The organism is Rhodovarius lipocyclicus (assembly GCF_009900765.1).
GTDB lineage: Bacteria > Pseudomonadota > Alphaproteobacteria > Acetobacterales > Acetobacteraceae > Rhodovarius > Rhodovarius lipocyclicus.
This window is the reverse complement of record NZ_JAAABL010000069.1, coordinates 1-13063: the sequence shown is the minus strand read 5'-3', so window position 1 is coordinate 13063 and position 13063 is coordinate 1. Positions and strand designations below refer to the sequence as shown.

General features: G+C 70.7%; 16 protein-coding genes and 1 tRNA gene. 7 read left to right on the top strand and 10 right to left on the bottom strand.

The window, feature by feature from the left end; translation table 11 throughout:
• The first annotated feature begins 283 nt into the window (after positions 1-283).
• Together GT007_RS21340 and GT007_RS21335 are read left to right on the top strand one after the other, a co-directional pair.
• Positions 284-1090: a UDP-2,3-diacylglucosamine diphosphatase gene (locus tag GT007_RS21340; protein ID WP_160123691.1), complete on the top strand. Its 807-nt coding sequence runs from the start codon at positions 284-286 to the stop codon at positions 1088-1090.
• The gene (locus GT007_RS21335) at positions 1087-2121 is read left to right on the top strand and encodes a glycosyltransferase family 4 protein (RefSeq protein WP_457852349.1); all 1035 of its coding nucleotides are present in this window, start codon (positions 1087-1089) and stop codon (positions 2119-2121) included. The genes GT007_RS21340 and GT007_RS21335 overlap by 4 nt, the downstream gene beginning before the upstream one ends.
• Positions 2122-2386: 265 nt before the next feature.
• Here the strand turns inward: GT007_RS21335 and GT007_RS21330 are convergent, their stop codons facing one another.
• From GT007_RS21330 to GT007_RS21320, 3 genes are all read right to left on the bottom strand, one after another.
• A complete protein-coding gene (locus GT007_RS21330) occupies positions 2387-3538 on the bottom strand; it encodes an aminotransferase (RefSeq protein WP_160123690.1) in 1152 nt (383 codons plus the stop codon).
• A gap of 83 nt (positions 3539-3621) precedes the next feature.
• Positions 3622-4305: a DNA-3-methyladenine glycosylase family protein gene (locus GT007_RS21325; RefSeq protein WP_160123689.1), complete on the bottom strand. Its 684-nt coding sequence runs from the start codon at positions 4303-4305 to the stop codon at positions 3622-3624.
• Positions 4250-5620 carry a carbohydrate porin gene (locus GT007_RS21320; RefSeq protein WP_160123688.1) on the bottom strand — a complete coding sequence of 457 codons (1371 nt, stop codon included), beginning with the start codon at positions 5618-5620 and terminating at the stop codon, positions 4250-4252. The genes GT007_RS21325 and GT007_RS21320 overlap by 56 nt, the downstream gene beginning before the upstream one ends.
• A gap of 126 nt (positions 5621-5746) precedes the next feature.
• Here GT007_RS21320 and GT007_RS21315 point away from each other — a divergent pair, with 126 nt between their 5' ends.
• The 4 genes from GT007_RS21315 (at position 5747) to GT007_RS21300 (ending at position 7939) form a co-directional block, all read left to right on the top strand.
• Complete coding sequence (locus tag GT007_RS21315) at positions 5747-6451, top strand: RraA family protein (RefSeq protein ID WP_160123687.1); 705 nt, start codon at positions 5747-5749, stop codon at positions 6449-6451.
• Complete coding sequence (locus GT007_RS21310) at positions 6451-6945, top strand: thioesterase family protein (protein WP_160123686.1); 495 nt, start codon at positions 6451-6453, stop codon at positions 6943-6945. Before GT007_RS21315 ends, GT007_RS21310 begins: the two co-directional genes overlap by 1 nt.
• A gap of 205 nt (positions 6946-7150) precedes the next feature.
• Positions 7151-7236 (top strand) — tRNA-Leu (locus tag GT007_RS21305).
• Between the two features lie 25 nt (positions 7237-7261).
• The gene (locus GT007_RS21300) at positions 7262-7939 is read left to right on the top strand and encodes a DNA-3-methyladenine glycosylase I (RefSeq protein ID WP_160123685.1); all 678 of its coding nucleotides are present in this window, start codon (positions 7262-7264) and stop codon (positions 7937-7939) included.
• On the opposite strand, the gene GT007_RS21295 is transcribed toward GT007_RS21300, so the two are convergent.
• Both GT007_RS21295 and GT007_RS21290 read right to left on the bottom strand, forming a co-directional pair.
• Positions 7940-8677: an alpha/beta hydrolase gene (locus GT007_RS21295; RefSeq protein ID WP_201452001.1), complete on the bottom strand. Its 738-nt coding sequence runs from the start codon at positions 8675-8677 to the stop codon at positions 7940-7942.
• Entirely contained in the window at positions 8677-8859 is a 183-nt protein-coding gene (locus GT007_RS21290) for a DUF1223 domain-containing protein (protein WP_160123684.1), read from the bottom strand. Before GT007_RS21290 ends, GT007_RS21295 begins: the two co-directional genes overlap by 1 nt.
• A 120-nt stretch (positions 8860-8979) precedes the next feature.
• Here GT007_RS21290 and moaB point away from each other — a divergent pair, with 120 nt between their 5' ends.
• On the top strand, positions 8980-9507 hold the full coding sequence (gene moaB, locus GT007_RS21285) for a molybdenum cofactor biosynthesis protein B (RefSeq protein ID WP_160123683.1): 528 nt from the start codon (positions 8980-8982) through the stop codon (positions 9505-9507).
• Between the two features lie 251 nt (positions 9508-9758).
• Here the strand turns inward: moaB and scpB are convergent, their stop codons facing one another.
• From scpB to GT007_RS21260, 5 genes are all read right to left on the bottom strand, one after another.
• Positions 9759-10337 carry an SMC-Scp complex subunit ScpB gene (scpB, locus tag GT007_RS21280; RefSeq protein ID WP_160123682.1) on the bottom strand — a complete coding sequence of 193 codons (579 nt, stop codon included), beginning with the start codon at positions 10335-10337 and terminating at the stop codon, positions 9759-9761.
• Positions 10334-11077, bottom strand: coding sequence for a segregation and condensation protein A (locus GT007_RS21275; RefSeq protein ID WP_160123681.1), 744 nt, complete (start codon positions 11075-11077; stop codon positions 10334-10336). The genes scpB and GT007_RS21275 overlap by 4 nt, the downstream gene beginning before the upstream one ends.
• Positions 11074-11751: a site-2 protease family protein gene (locus GT007_RS21270; RefSeq protein WP_236571797.1), complete on the bottom strand. Its 678-nt coding sequence runs from the start codon at positions 11749-11751 to the stop codon at positions 11074-11076. The genes GT007_RS21275 and GT007_RS21270 overlap by 4 nt, the downstream gene beginning before the upstream one ends.
• 11 nt (positions 11752-11762) lie before the next feature.
• Positions 11763-12698, bottom strand: a complete 936-nt coding sequence (nagZ, locus tag GT007_RS21265; RefSeq protein WP_160123679.1) for a beta-N-acetylhexosaminidase — start codon at positions 12696-12698, stop codon at positions 11763-11765.
• A 34-nt stretch (positions 12699-12732) separates the two neighbouring features.
• Positions 12733-13063: SPOR domain-containing protein (locus GT007_RS21260; RefSeq protein WP_236571796.1), on the bottom strand; the 331-nt coding region annotated here is incomplete at its 5' end.

Below are 13063 nucleotides of genomic sequence, written 5' to 3'. Positions count from 1 at the left end.
TGGCCCGCGTGGCGCGTCTCCGCGATCTCGACCCGCGCGCCGGCGCCGCGCAGCGCGCGCAGGGCCCGCGCCAGGCGCCGGCGGCGGGTTCCGCCCGCCACGGGATTGAAGATGATGAGCACGGGCGGGGCCTTAGCCCGCCGCGCGTGACGATTCGATGCCAGCCGCATGACATCGCTGTGACCGGCGGAAAAGCTGGGTTTCCCTTCACGGAAGCTTCACGCGAAACAATCGCCGCACGGTCTATCCGGGCCTCGATCGCAAGAGGGAATCCGGGCGCGCCATGCAAAACGGCCAGACCCAGCGGCGCCATCGCGCCGTTTTCATTTCCGACATCCACCTGGGCACGCGCGGCTGCCGCAGCGATTTCCTGATCGACTTCCTGCGCCGCACCGAATGCGACCACCTGTACTTGGTGGGCGACATCGTGGACGGCTGGCGCCTGCGCAAAAGCTGGTACTGGCACGACGAGTTCGACGAGGTGCTGCGCCTGATCCTGGAAAAGGCCGAGCGCGGGACCAAGGTCACCTACATCCCCGGCAACCATGACGAGATGTTCCGCCAGTGGCTGGGCCTGGAAGTCGCCGGCGTGAAGCTGATGCGCGAGGCGGTGCACGAGGCCGCCGACGGCCGCCAATACCTGATCATGCACGGCGACGAATTCGACGGCGTCATCCGCTATGCCAAGTTCCTCGCCTATCTCGGCGACTGGGCCTATGACTGGGCGCTGGTGCTGAACCGGGTGTTCAACTCCGCCCGGCAGCGGCTGGGCTATCCCTACTGGTCGCTCAGCCAATGGCTGAAGCGCCAGGTGAAGGAAGCCGTGAAGGCCATCGACCGCTTCGAGACGGCACTGGCCGGTGAGGCCCGCCGCCGCGGCCTGCACGGCGTGGTCTGCGGCCACATCCACCACGCCGAGATGCGCCAGGTGCAGGCCACCGCCTACATGAACTGCGGCGACTGGGTGGAAAGCTGCACCGCCCTGGTGGAGGAAGCCGATGGCAGCTTCCGCCTGATCGACTGGGCCGACGAAAACCGGCTGAGCATGTGGCGCGGCAACGCCCGCGCAGCGGAGACAGTAGCCGCTTGATCCTTCATCCCGTGCCGGGGGTCGTCCCCATCCGGCTGCTGATCGTGACCGATGCCTGGGCGCCCCAGGTGAACGGGGTGGTGCGCACCCTGGCCACCGTGGCCGAGGAACTGCGCGCCGGCGGCGACATCGTGGAGGTGGTCGGCCCCGACCGCTTCCGCACCATGCCCACCCCCAGCTACCCGGAGATCCGGCTGGCGCTGTTCCCGCGCCGCCGCCTGACCCGGATCGTGGACGCCTTCGCCCCCGACGCCATCCACATCGCCACCGAAGGCCCGCTGGGCATGGCCATGCGCGCCATCTGCCGCAAGCGCGGCTGGCCCTTCACCACCAGCTTCCACACCCGCTTCGCCGAATACGTCCACGCCCGCACCCGCCTGCCGCCCGGCATCGCCTGGGCCTGGCTGCGCCGCTTCCACAACGCCGCCGCCGGCACCTACGCCGCCACCGCCAGCCTGCAGGCCGAACTGGCCGAGCGCGGGTTTCGCCACATCCTGCCCTGGACGCGCGGCGTGGACCTCCGCCTGTTTCACCCCGGCCCCGCCACCGACTTCACCGACCTGCCCCGCCCCATCTTCCTCTACGCCGGGCGCGTCGCCGTCGAGAAGAACATCGAAGCCTTCCTGGCGCTCGACCTGCCCGGCACCAAGGTCGTCGTCGGCGACGGCCCCCAGCGCGCGGACCTGCAAGCCCGCTTCCCCCAGGCCCATTTCGCCGGCTGGCGCGTGGGTGAGGCCCTGGCCAACGCCTACCGCTCCGCCGACGTGTTCGTCTTCCCCTCCCGCACCGACACCTTCGGACTGGTGCTGCTGGAAGCCATGGCCTGCGGCACACCCGTCGCGGCCTACCCGGTCATGGGCCCCAAAGACGTGGTGACCAACCCCGAAGCCGGCCAACTGCACGACAACCTGCACACCGCCTGCCTCGCCGCCCTGCACTGCAGCCGCACCACCGCCCGCAGCCACGCCGAAACCTACTCCTGGGCCGCCTGCGCCGCGGGATTCCGGGCGCAGCTGGTGCTGAGGGGGTAAGCACTGACGGCACGGTGGTATACGAGAGGGCTCTGCCCTCTCGTGCTCTCCCGCCAGGAGCCGAAAGGCCCCTGGACCCCATCAGTTTAGTTTGGAAGTTGGGAGAGGGGGCGGCGAACGCGCATCGGGCACAAAGGGCGCTTGGTGCCCCCTATCCCAACTTCCAATAAATTGGGTTCCAAGGGCCTTTCGGCCTTTGGTGGGGGGAGCGCGAGGGGGGCAAAGCCCCTCTCGCACGCCGCCCGTGCCACCGGGGCTTACCCCTTCAACCCAGCCGCCCCGGGATTTCCGCGATGCGGGCGGGCTCGGCGTTGGCGAAGGCCAGGCGCAGGTGGCGGTCCTGGCCTGGGCCGAAGAAGGGGCCGGGCAGGCAGAGGAAGCCGCGTTCGGTGGCCAGTGTTTCCGCGGCTTCCCGGGCGTTGGGGCTGCGTTCGGGCAGGCGCAGGTAGGCGAAGTAGGTGCCTAGGGCGTCGAGTTTCCAGCCCGGCAGTTCGGCGATGGCCGCGCGGGTGGCCGCGGCGCGTTCGGCCATGATGGCGCGGTTGCCCGCGCGCCAGGCGCCGAGGGTGGGGATGGCCCAGGTGAGGGCTTGTTGGGCCGGCCGGGCGGGGCAGATCTGATAGCTGTCGAGGGCTGTCATCAGCGCCTCGCGGAAGGGGCCACCGCCGATCACGGCGCCCACGCGGTGGCCGGGGATGCAATAGGCCTTGGAGAAGCTGTAGAGGCCGATGAGGTAGTCTTCCCAGCCGGGCTCGGTGAACAGGGCGTGGGGCGGGGTGGCGCTGTCGGGCAGGAAGTCGCGGTAGGTCTCGTCGAGGACGAGCCAGACGTTCTTGCGCCGGCACATCGCCGCGATCTCATGCAGCACGGGGGCCGGATAGATCGCGCCGGTGGGGTTGTTGGGGGAGACGAGGACGAGGGCGGTCAGCCCGTCGAGCAGTTTCTCCAGCCGGGCGGGATAGGGGATGAAGCCGTCATCCGCGCGGCAGGGGATGGGCACGGGGGTGGCGCCCTGCATCAGCAGCGTCATCTGGTGGTTGAAGTACCAGGGCGTGGGCAGGCCGATTTTGGCGCCGGGGCCGGCGATGGTGGCCATGACCATGGCGAAGGCCAGGTTGCAGCCGGCGGTGATGGCGATGTGCCGGGCCTCGATGGGCGCGCGGTGGAAGGCGGCGGTGTCGGCCGCCAGGGCTTCCCGCAGGGGCAGGTCGCCGTCGATGGGGCCATAGCCGGTGGTGGCGGGGTCCTGCGCGGCGGCGCCGAGTCGGGCCAGCAGCTCCGGATGGGCCGGATAGCCGGGGACGGCCTGGGTCAGGTCCAGCAGGGGGGCGTTGCCCTGGTATCGGGCGGCCCAGCCGCGCACGGCGGGGATGGGCGGCACCGGAGTGGCCCGGATGGTGGCGGAAAGCGGAGGCATGGGGCCGGAGGCTGCGGGGATGGGCGGCATGGGTCAAGCCCGCGTCACGCTTCCAGATCACGCCTCGAGATCACGCCTCGAGATCACGCCTCCCCGGCCGCGCGCCCCGTCGCCCAGCGCCAATGATGCCACAGCAGCCGCGCCGCCATGCCGCGCCAAGGGGACCAGGCGCGGGCCAGCTCCACCAGGGCCGGGCTGGCGGGTCGCGCGGGCAGGTCCAGCAGGTGCTGGGCGCCGGCGGCCAGCGCCACGTCGCCGGGGGGGAAGATGTCGGCCCGGTCCTCGGCGAACAGCAGATAGATGCTGGCGGTCCAGGGGCCGAGCCCCTTCACGGCGGCGATGCGCGCCACCGCCCCGGCATCGTCCAGCGCGGCGATGGCGGCGAAATCCAGCGAGCCGTCCAGGCAGGCGCGGGCCAGCGATCGCGCATGCGCGGCCTTGGGGCGGGACAGCCCGGCCACGCCGCACAGCGCCGCGTCGTCCAGTTGCAGGAAACTGGCGGGTTCCAGCGCGCCCGGCAGGGCGGACAGGCGCTTCCAGATCGCCTCGGCGGCGGCGTTGCTGATCATCTGGCCGCAGATGCAGCGCAGCAGCCCGGCGAAGCCGCGCGGGCGGCGGCGCCAGGGGATGGGCCCCGCCCTACCCTCGATGGCGGCGAAGCGCGGTTCCAGCGCGGCCAGCCCGGCCCGGGCCTCGGCGGTCCAGACGGGTTCAGAAAGCGGTGCGGAGGCGGAGAGCGAGGAAATGGACGGGCCCACGATCGGCATTATAGCCCGGGTTCAGCGCGAACTGATAGTTCAGCGCCAGGTTGATCCCCGGCGCCAGCCGCGCGTCGTAATAGACCTCCGTCACCCATTCCGGCCGGTAGTTCAGCGCGCCGTCGCCCACGATGAAGCCGATGCCCCCCGCCTCCAGATACCGCCTCCGCCCGGCGGAGGCGAAGCCGATATTGGTGCCGAGCCCCACCGTGTCATGCGGGCGGCCCCAGCGCGGGCCTTGTAGGGAGGCACCGAAGGAGATGGCACGGTCCTGTTCCGTGTACATCCAGTTCTGGGTGCGGCCGTCGTTCCAGGACATCCGGGCGAACACACCCCAATCCGGCCCCACCTGCTGGTCGAAGCTGATCGCCACATTATGCTTGCGGCGATAGCTGCGGGCGTTGCGGTCGAAGGCGCCACCGGCCATCAGATCGGCCCAGTCCGACTGGCGCGCCCGCGTCAGGCCATAGATCAGCCGGATCGCGCCCTCGCGCTCCCCGATATGCCAGAAGCGCTCCAGGCTGCCCATCAACTGCCAGGCGCGGGTCAGGGCGGGGTCGAGGAACAGGCCGTTGGCCCGGCGGGAGACCTGGAAGGCCCCGCCGCGCACGGCCCAGCTGCCATTCTCCCATTCCAGGGCGGCGCCGTTGGTATAGCCGCGCGCATCGGCCGCGTAGTCGAAGCCCGCGCCCCCCACCAGCGCCCAGTTCAGGAACTGGGTGCGGGCATCATGGGCATAGCGGTTGTCGTCGAAGATGTCCCAGACGCTGAACTTGCCGATGGTGAAGGTGATGCGCTCGCGCGCCATCGGCTCCGTGAAGCGCAGCGGGTCGTTGTCCGAGGGGACTGTGTCTGCCGACAGCCCGATGGTCTGCCGGAAAAAGGCACGCGGCACATAGAGATAGGGGTTGGTGCTGCCCAGCCTGAACGCCTCGTTGTTCGGGAAGGCCGCGAGGCCCACGGAATTGGACAGCCCGAAGCCGCGCGTGACGGAGGGGTTCATCACCACCTCCGCCCCCTCCCACAGCCGCCGGCCGATGATCAGGTCGGTCGAGAGCGTGTTCCGCGCCCCGGCCTGTGGGGCGAGGCTCGCCTCACCGCGATAGGGGGAATGGAAGCCGGTATGACCCTGCAGCACGAAGGTGGCCTGGCCGCGGAACAGCCAGCCCTGTTCCTCCAGCCGGTCCTGCATGGCGGCCAGGGAGGGGATGAGCGCTTCCTCCGGCGCGCCGGCATTGGGCGTGCCGGCGGAACCGAAACGGCCGGTCTGAGCCATGGCGGGCACGGAAAGCAGGCAGAACAGGGCAAGGGCGAAACGGCGCATGATCCGCCCGTTACGTGAGCCGCCAGGGCCCGTCCAGCGCCGGGCGGTTTCATAGCGAAATTGTCACGGCACGGTTTGACCGCGCCGCCGCGCCGCAACACACTCCCTCCAACCGAGGAGGAAATCATGGCCCAATACCCGTTCACCGCCGCCGATCTGGAGGCGCTCAAGGCGTGGGACACCCCCACCATCTGCAACGCGCTGGAGGTGATCGTGCCCGCCCGGCGCGGCCATGGCTTCAGCGTGCGCCCGTTCCAGGTGGCGCGCCCCTCGGCCAAGCCCATCGTGGGGCTGGCGCGCGTGGGCACCATCCGTGCCGCCTTCCCCTCCGGCCGCAGCAAGGAGGCCGACCGCGCGGCCCGCATCGGTTGGTATTCCTATGTGGCCGAAGCCGCCCTGCCGACCATCGTCGTGCTGCAGGACCTGGACGATGTGCCCGGCACCGGCGCCTTCTGGGGCGAGGTGAACAGCGCCGTCCACAAGGGCCTGGGCGCCGAGGGCTGCGTGACCAATGGCAGCTTCCGCGACATCGACGCGCTGGCCCCGGGCTTCCAGATCCTGGGCGTGGTCAATCCGTCGCATGCCTATGTGCATATCGTGGACTGGAACCGGCCCGTGACCATCCATGGCATGGCCGTGAACCATGACGACGTGATCCACGCCGACCTGCATGGCGCCGTGGTGATCCCGGCCGAGGCGGTGAAGCAGATCCCGGCCGTGGTGGACCTGCTGACCCGCAAGGAAGCCGTGATCCTGGACATGGCGCGCGCCCCGGGCTTCGACATCGAGAAGCTGAAGGCGGCGCTCGCGGCGTCGGACGAGATCCACTGATGGCGGTGCTGGAAGGGCTGCCGCCGCCGCGCGACGTCGATGGGTGGCTGCGCTGGGACATGACTCTGGCGACCGTGAAGCCGGAGTGGATGGACAGCAACAACCACCTGAACATGGGCTATTACCTGGTGATCTTCGATCTCCAGACCGACCGGCTGTGGCCTTTCCTCGGCCTTGGGCGCGCGCTGCGTGCCCAGGGCAAGACCACCTTCGCGGTGGAAAGCTGGCTCGACTATCAGCGGGAGATGCTGGAGGGCGAGACGATGGGCGGCGAGAGCCGCGTGCTGGATTTCGACGAGAAGCGCCTGCTGCTGGAACACCGGATGTTCGAGGAAAAATCGGGCCAGGTGACCAGCACGAACGAGGTGCTGTACGTCTGCGCCGATGTCGCGGCCCGGAAGGTGACGACCTGGCCCGAGGAGGTGCTGGCGAAGTTCCGGGAGTATTCGCTGGGGCTGCCGGCACGGCGGCTGACACTGAAGCGCCGGCCCTAGGGCCGATCGACATTCAAGTTGCGGGTGCGTCTGGCGGTGCTTTTCCACGCCAGCAGCGTCAGAACCCTTGCCAATGCCCCAGCATTGGCGGCGGCTTCTTCCTCCCTGGCGCGAAAAATCCCCGGCCAGCCGCCTCCCGAACCTGATTGTCGATCGGCCCTAGGCTGGACGCCACGGCCCAGGCTGTGGCATTCCAGCGCGGCGTGCGGGCGTGGCGAAATGGTAACCGCAGCAGACTCAAAATTTGCCGGGGGCAACCCCTTGTCGGTTCGAGTCCGACCGCCCGCACCACCCTTTACCAGCCAGGATGCCGCCGATGAGGCCCTTCGCCGAGATCGAAGCCATCGCCGCCGCCCGCAAGGGCGGCCCCGCCGCGCTGGAAACCCTGCTGGCCGAAACGCCCAGCCGCACCCCGGCCCAGATCGCCGCCCTGCCCGACCACCGCATCCTGGCCGAAATGGCGCGGCGCATCTTCAACGCGGGCTTCTCCTCCAAGGTGATCGCGGCGAAATGGCCGGGCTTCGAGGCCGCCTTCCATGGCTTCGACCCCAACGCCTGCGCGCATCTGTCCGAGGAAGCGCTGGACGCGCTGATGAGCGACCCCGCCATCGTGCGCAACGGCGCCAAGATCCAGGCGGTGCTGGCCAATGCCCGGCTGCTGTTGGAACTCGCGGCGGAACACGGCTCCGCCGCGCGCTTCCTCGCCGCCTGGCCCGATGACGACTATGCCGGGCTGCTGGAACTGCTGAAGAAGCGCGGCAGCCATCTGGGCGGGGACAGCGGCATGCGCTTCCTGCGCGCCATCGGCAAACCGGCCTATATCACCTCCAAGGACGTGACCGCCGCCCTGATCCGGGAAGGCGTGGTCGAGAAGCCGCCCTCCGGCAAGAAGGATTTCGCGGCGGTGCAGGCGGCCTTCAACGGCTGGTCGGCGGAATCGGGGCGCGACCTGACAGCCCTCAGCCGCATCCTGGCCATGAGCGTGGGCGAGTAGTCAGCCCGCCACCTCGTCCAGGAATTCCCTGACCGCCGCCCAAGCCTGGGCGGCGCCGCGCGGATTGCGGTCGGCCCGCAGGATGGAACTGCCATGGGCACCCGCCACCGGGCGGAACTGCCGCTTCGGCGCGCCGCGCACCGCCTCCAGCAAACGCGCCGCCTCCCCTTCCTCGCCCCGGTCGGAGGCGACGAAGGCCGGGCAGTTCACCCGCGCCGCCGCCCCGCGCACCGAAAACCCCGGCAGATATTCGCCCGGCGAGAAAGCCAGCAGCGCGCTGACCCCGCCCATGGCCGCGAGCGGAAACACCAGCGCCGCCGAATAGCTGCTGCCCCAGGCCAGCACCCGGCCGGAGGGGTCGCGCCCCCGCGCCCAGGCCAGCGCGCCCTCCAGATCCGGCAAGGCCGCGCGATAGCCCGGGTCGCGGCCCAGCCGAGCCGCCGTCTCGTTCCGGCGGCCCCAGCCATCCCCGCCCGATCGCTGGTCGAGCGCCAGGGTCTCGAAGCCCATCCGGTTCAGTTCCGGCGCGATGGGGGCGTATTCGCCCAGGTTGGAGCCCGCCATATGGAACAGCAGGATGCAGCCGCGCCGGCGCGCGCCCTGGGCCGGCAGATGCTCGGCCGTCAGCGAAAGCCCGTCGGCCGCGCGCAGAGAGGTCGTCGCGGCACGGCCCCGCCGCGGCAGCAACGGCACGGCGGCCAGGCCCGGCAACAGCCGGCGGGCGATACGCGCGCCCATCACGCCAGCCCCGCCGCCAGAATGCCGCCATCCGCGCCCTGCAGCAGCGCATCCGCCGGCGGGCAGGAGGAACAGGATTGCGAGGTGAAAAGCTCCAGCACCAGGGGCTGGGCGGCGCCCTCGGCGCGCGCCAGGGCGGGCAGCAGCAAGGCGGGTGTGGCCAGGAGATGTCGGCGATGCATCGGCGGGTCCTCCGGACGGCGCCGGAATGGGTGCCGCCTTCAGGCCGGCTTCACCGCGCCGCGCGGGAAGGTTAGCCGCCGACGATTGGCTCTCTCGTCCGCCGCCCCTACATTCCCCGCATGCCCATCGTCGAAACCCTACCCTTCCTGCCCGTGAACATCGCCGTGCTGACCGTCAGCGACACGCGCGACCTGTCCAACGATACCTCCGGCGCGACCCTGGCCGCCCGCATCACCGAGGCCGGGCACCAGCTGGCCGACCGCCGCATCGTCAAGGACGACGCCGGCGCCATCGAGGCCATCCTGCGCGAATGGATCGCCAACCCGGCCATCGACTGCGTCATCACCACCGGCGGCACCGGCATCACCGGCCGTGACGTGACGCCCGAGGCCTTCGAGCGCGTGGTGGACAAGAAGATCGAAGGCTTCGGCGAACTGTTCCGCATGCTCAGCTACCAGAAGATCGGCACCAGCACGATGCAGAGCCGCGCCATGGGCGGCGTGGCAGGCGGCACCTACATCTTCGCCCTGCCTGGCAGCACCGGCGCCTGCAAGGATGGCTGGGACGACATCCTGAAATTCCAGCTCGACAGCCGCCACAAGCCCTGCAACCTGGTGGAACTGATGCCGCGGCTGAACGAGAAATAGGCGCTGCGTTGGCCGGGGCAGATGTGGGGAGGGCTCTGCCCTCCCCACACCCCACCCGCCAGGAGCCGAAAGGCCCCTGGACCCCATCAGTTTAGTTTGGAAGTTGGGAGAGGGGGCATGACTGGCCTTCCAACCCGAAGCGCGCTTGGAGCCCCCTCTCCCAACTTCCAAATCATTGGGTTCCAAGGGCCTTTCGGCCTTTGGTGGGGGGAGCGCGAGGGGGGCAAAGCCCCTCTCGCAGCCACCCCCGATCAATGCAGCGGCAATTCCGGTTCCGCCGCTGGCTTCTGTTCCAGCGGCAGGGCCGCCGCGTCGGCCGAGACGAGTTCCTCGCGGCGCGGCAATTCGTTCAGGGATTTCAGGCCGAATTGTTCCAGGAAGCGCGGCGTGGTGCCCCACAGGGTCGGGCGGCCCGGCACTTCCTTCTTCCCGCGTGAGGTGACGAGCCCCATCTCCAGCAGCGCGTCCAGCGTGGATTGGCTGAGGGTGGCGCCACGGATCTCCTCGATCTCCGGCCGGGTGACGGGCTGGTGATAGGCGATGATGGCCAGCGTTTCCATCGCCACGCGCGGCAGGCGGCGTGGCACCTCCACCACGCGGGTGATGGCGGGTGCGAGGTCCAGCGCGGTGCGGAAGGCGAAGCCGCCGGCCACCTCCACCAGCTCCACCGGGCGGCCGGCGCATTGGGCCTGCAGGGCTGTCAGCACGGCCATGGGGTCCGTGCCGGCCGGCAGGGCCGCGGCCAGGCGCTCGGGCTTCACCGGCCGGTCGGAGGCGAAGATCAGTGCCTCCGCGATGCGCAGGGCCAGGGCGAAGGTGGCGTCGGTCATGCGGCGGGGGCCTCCGTGAGGCGGATCATCAACGGGCCGAAGGCAATCTCCTGGCGCAGTTCCACCCGGCCGCCGCGCGCTTCCTCCAGCGCGGCGATGAGGCCGGAGGCGAGGGCGGCCTTGCGCTCCAGCGGGGTGACCAGGCTGGCGGGCATATAGGCCTGCAATTCGGTCCAGCCCGGGGTGGCGCCCAGCATGGCGCGCAGCCGCTCCAGCGCCTCGGCCACCGAGAACAGGCGCCGTGTCTTGGGGCGGTAGGGCTTGGCGGCGATGGCGCGGCGGCGGGCGGCGGCATAGGCGCGCAGCAGCGCCGGCAGGTCGGCCACGATGCCGGAGCGGTCCTCCTGGCGCAGATTCTCGGGCAGGCCGCGGGCGAAGGTGTCGCGGCCCAGCTGCAACTGGCCCGCCATCCAGAAGGCCGCGTTGCGCATGCGGTCCAGCTCGGCCAGACGCTCGGTCAGGCGCTCCGCGAGGAGTTCGGCGTCCTCCTCCGGCTCGGCTTCCTCGGGCAGCAGCAGGCGGGATTTCAGCCAGGTCAGCCAGGCCGCCATCACCAGCCATTCGGCGGCCAGTTCCAGGCGCACCTTCCTGGCACCCTCCAGCACCGCGACATACTGGTCCACCAGCCGGCTGATGGAGATCTGGCGGATATCCACCTTCTGGCTGCGCGCCAGGTCCAGCAGCAGGTCGAGCGGCCCCTCGAACCCGTCGAGGGTGATGGTCAGGGCCTCGTCGCTCATGGGGAATGGCCGGCGGCGCGCAGCACCAGGTCGAAGATGGGGGCGACCACATGGGCCAACAGCCAGCCCATCACGTCGAAGCCCGGGATCACGCGCGGGGCCACGATGACGAAGCCGATGACGATCAGCAGCCCATAGCGTTCCAGCCGGGCATAGGGCAGCGCCAGCCGCCAGGGCAACAGCGCCGTGACAATGCGCCCGCCATCCAGCGGCGGGATCGGCAGCATGTTGAAGGCCGCGAGCACGAGGTTCACCACCATGAACAGGGCCACCGAGCGATACAGCACCACGGCCGATTCGGGCCCGATGAAGCCCGCCAGATGGGCCGCCAGCGCCGCCAGATAGGCCAGCAGCAGGTTCATGGCGGGGCCGGCAGCCGCCACCCACAGCATGCCCCAGCGCGGGTTGCGCAGGCGCATGAAGTCCACCGGCACGGGCTTGGCCCAGCCGATCATCGCCTCCACTCGGCCCAGCGTCAGCAACTGCCCCACCAGCAGGATGGCGGGCAGGATGATGGTGCCCACCATGTCCACATGCGCGATGGGGTTCAGGGTGACGCGGCCTTGCTCCCGCGCCGTGTGGTCGCCCAGCGCCTCGGCGGCATAGCCATGGGCGGCTTCGTGAAAGGTGATGGCGATGAGGGTGGCGAAGACCGCCGCCAGAACTTCCGGCAACCAATCGGGCATCAGGCGGGCACGCGCTGCTGGAGGGCGGCGCGGGACGCCGCGAGGCGGGCCAGCGCCTGGGGCGAAGCCTCCGGGCAGGCGGCCAGCAGGGCGGCGGTCTCGGCGGGTTCGCCGGTGCAATGCAGCACCGCGTCGCAGCCGGCCGCCAGCGCCTGGGCGGCCAAATCGGCGGGGGTGCCGCTCAGCGCCTTCATCGCCAGGTCGTCGGAGATCAGGAAGCCGTCGAAGCCGATCGCGTCCCGGATCACATCGCGGATGATGGTGGGCGACAGGGTGGCGGGCAGCGCCGCGTCCCAGGCCTCATAGAGAATATGCGCGGTCATCGCCCAGGCGCCGAGCCCGGCCAGCGCCCGGAAGGGGGCGATGTCGGCCTCCAGCGCGGCGGCAGTGGCGGTCACGCGCGGCAGTTCCAAATGGCTGTCCGCCAGGGCGCGGCCATGGCCGGGGATGTGCTTGATGACCGGGATCACGCCGGCCGATTGCAGGCCGCGCAGGGTGGCCCCGCCCAGCCGCGCGACCTCCGCCGGGTCTGCGGAGAAGGCGCGGTCGCCGATGATGCCGTGGCCCTCGGGCAGGCGCAGGTCCAGCACGGGCGCGCAGGCCACGTCGAAGCCCACGCCCCGGCAGGTGGCGCCGATCGCGGCGGCATTGGCGAAGCAGGGGGCGTCCGGCCCGCCCTCGAAGCTGGCGGCGGGCGGGAAGGCGGGCCAGTGCGGCGGGCGCAGCCGAGCCACGCGGCCTCCCTCCTGGTCCACCAGGATGGGGGTGTTCGGGCCGAGGATGGCCCGGATGCTGGCATTCAATGCCTGAAGCTGGGCGGGGTTCTCGATGTTGCGCGCGAACAGGATCACGCCCAGCGGCGGGTGTTCCCGCAGCGTCGCGGCTTCCCCTGCCGTCAGGATGGGGCCCGAAAGCCCGATGATGGCGGCACGCATGCGAATCACCCCGTAATCACCTGGGTCCGGCCTATCACACCGGATCGCAGGCCACACCCCTCTCCCGCAGGCGGCCGCAGAGGGCCCGGGCATCGCCCACACCCTGCACGCGCAGGCGCCAGATCGGCGCCCTGCCCTCGCGCTCCACCTTCAGGAAGCTGGGGCTGTGGCTGGCCAGTTCGGGCACGCGGCGCTTGATGCGGTCCCATTCGGTCCGCGCCGCGGCCTCGCTGGCGACGGCGGCGAGCTGGATGTTCCCGCGCCCGGCGGGGGCGGGCGTGGCCCGGGCCGCGGCCGGTGCGGCGGCAGGCGCGGAACCCGGCGGGGTCAGCACATGGGCGGGCCGTTCCGGCGTCGCGGCGGGC

Bases quoted from the DNA above. Each gene is read 5' to 3' on its own strand.
- GT007_RS21340 (WP_160123691.1), top strand. From the start codon at position 284: ATGCAAAACGGCCAGACCCAGCGGCGCCATCGCGCCGTTTTCATTTCC.
- GT007_RS21330 (WP_160123690.1), bottom strand. From the start codon at position 3,538: ATGCCTCCGCTTTCCGCCACCATCCGGGCCACTCCGGTGCCGCCCATC.
- GT007_RS21325 (WP_160123689.1), bottom strand. From the start codon at position 4,305: ATGCCGATCGTGGGCCCGTCCATTTCCTCGCTCTCCGCCTCCGCACCG.
- GT007_RS21320 (WP_160123688.1), bottom strand. From the start codon at position 5,620: ATGCGCCGTTTCGCCCTTGCCCTGTTCTGCCTGCTTTCCGTGCCCGCC.
- GT007_RS21315 (WP_160123687.1), top strand. From the start codon at position 5,747: ATGGCCCAATACCCGTTCACCGCCGCCGATCTGGAGGCGCTCAAGGCG.
- GT007_RS21310 (WP_160123686.1), top strand. From the start codon at position 6,451: ATGGCGGTGCTGGAAGGGCTGCCGCCGCCGCGCGACGTCGATGGGTGG.
- GT007_RS21300 (WP_160123685.1), top strand. From the start codon at position 7,262: ATGAGGCCCTTCGCCGAGATCGAAGCCATCGCCGCCGCCCGCAAGGGC.
- GT007_RS21295 (WP_201452001.1), bottom strand. From the start codon at position 8,677: ATGGGCGCGCGTATCGCCCGCCGGCTGTTGCCGGGCCTGGCCGCCGTG.
- GT007_RS21290 (WP_160123684.1), bottom strand. From the start codon at position 8,859: ATGCATCGCCGACATCTCCTGGCCACACCCGCCTTGCTGCTGCCCGCC.
- moaB (WP_160123683.1), top strand. From the start codon at position 8,980: ATGCCCATCGTCGAAACCCTACCCTTCCTGCCCGTGAACATCGCCGTG.
- scpB (WP_160123682.1), bottom strand. From the start codon at position 10,337: ATGACCGACGCCACCTTCGCCCTGGCCCTGCGCATCGCGGAGGCACTG.
- GT007_RS21275 (WP_160123681.1), bottom strand. From the start codon at position 11,077: ATGAGCGACGAGGCCCTGACCATCACCCTCGACGGGTTCGAGGGGCCG.
- nagZ (WP_160123679.1), bottom strand. From the start codon at position 12,698: ATGCGTGCCGCCATCATCGGGCTTTCGGGCCCCATCCTGACGGCAGGG.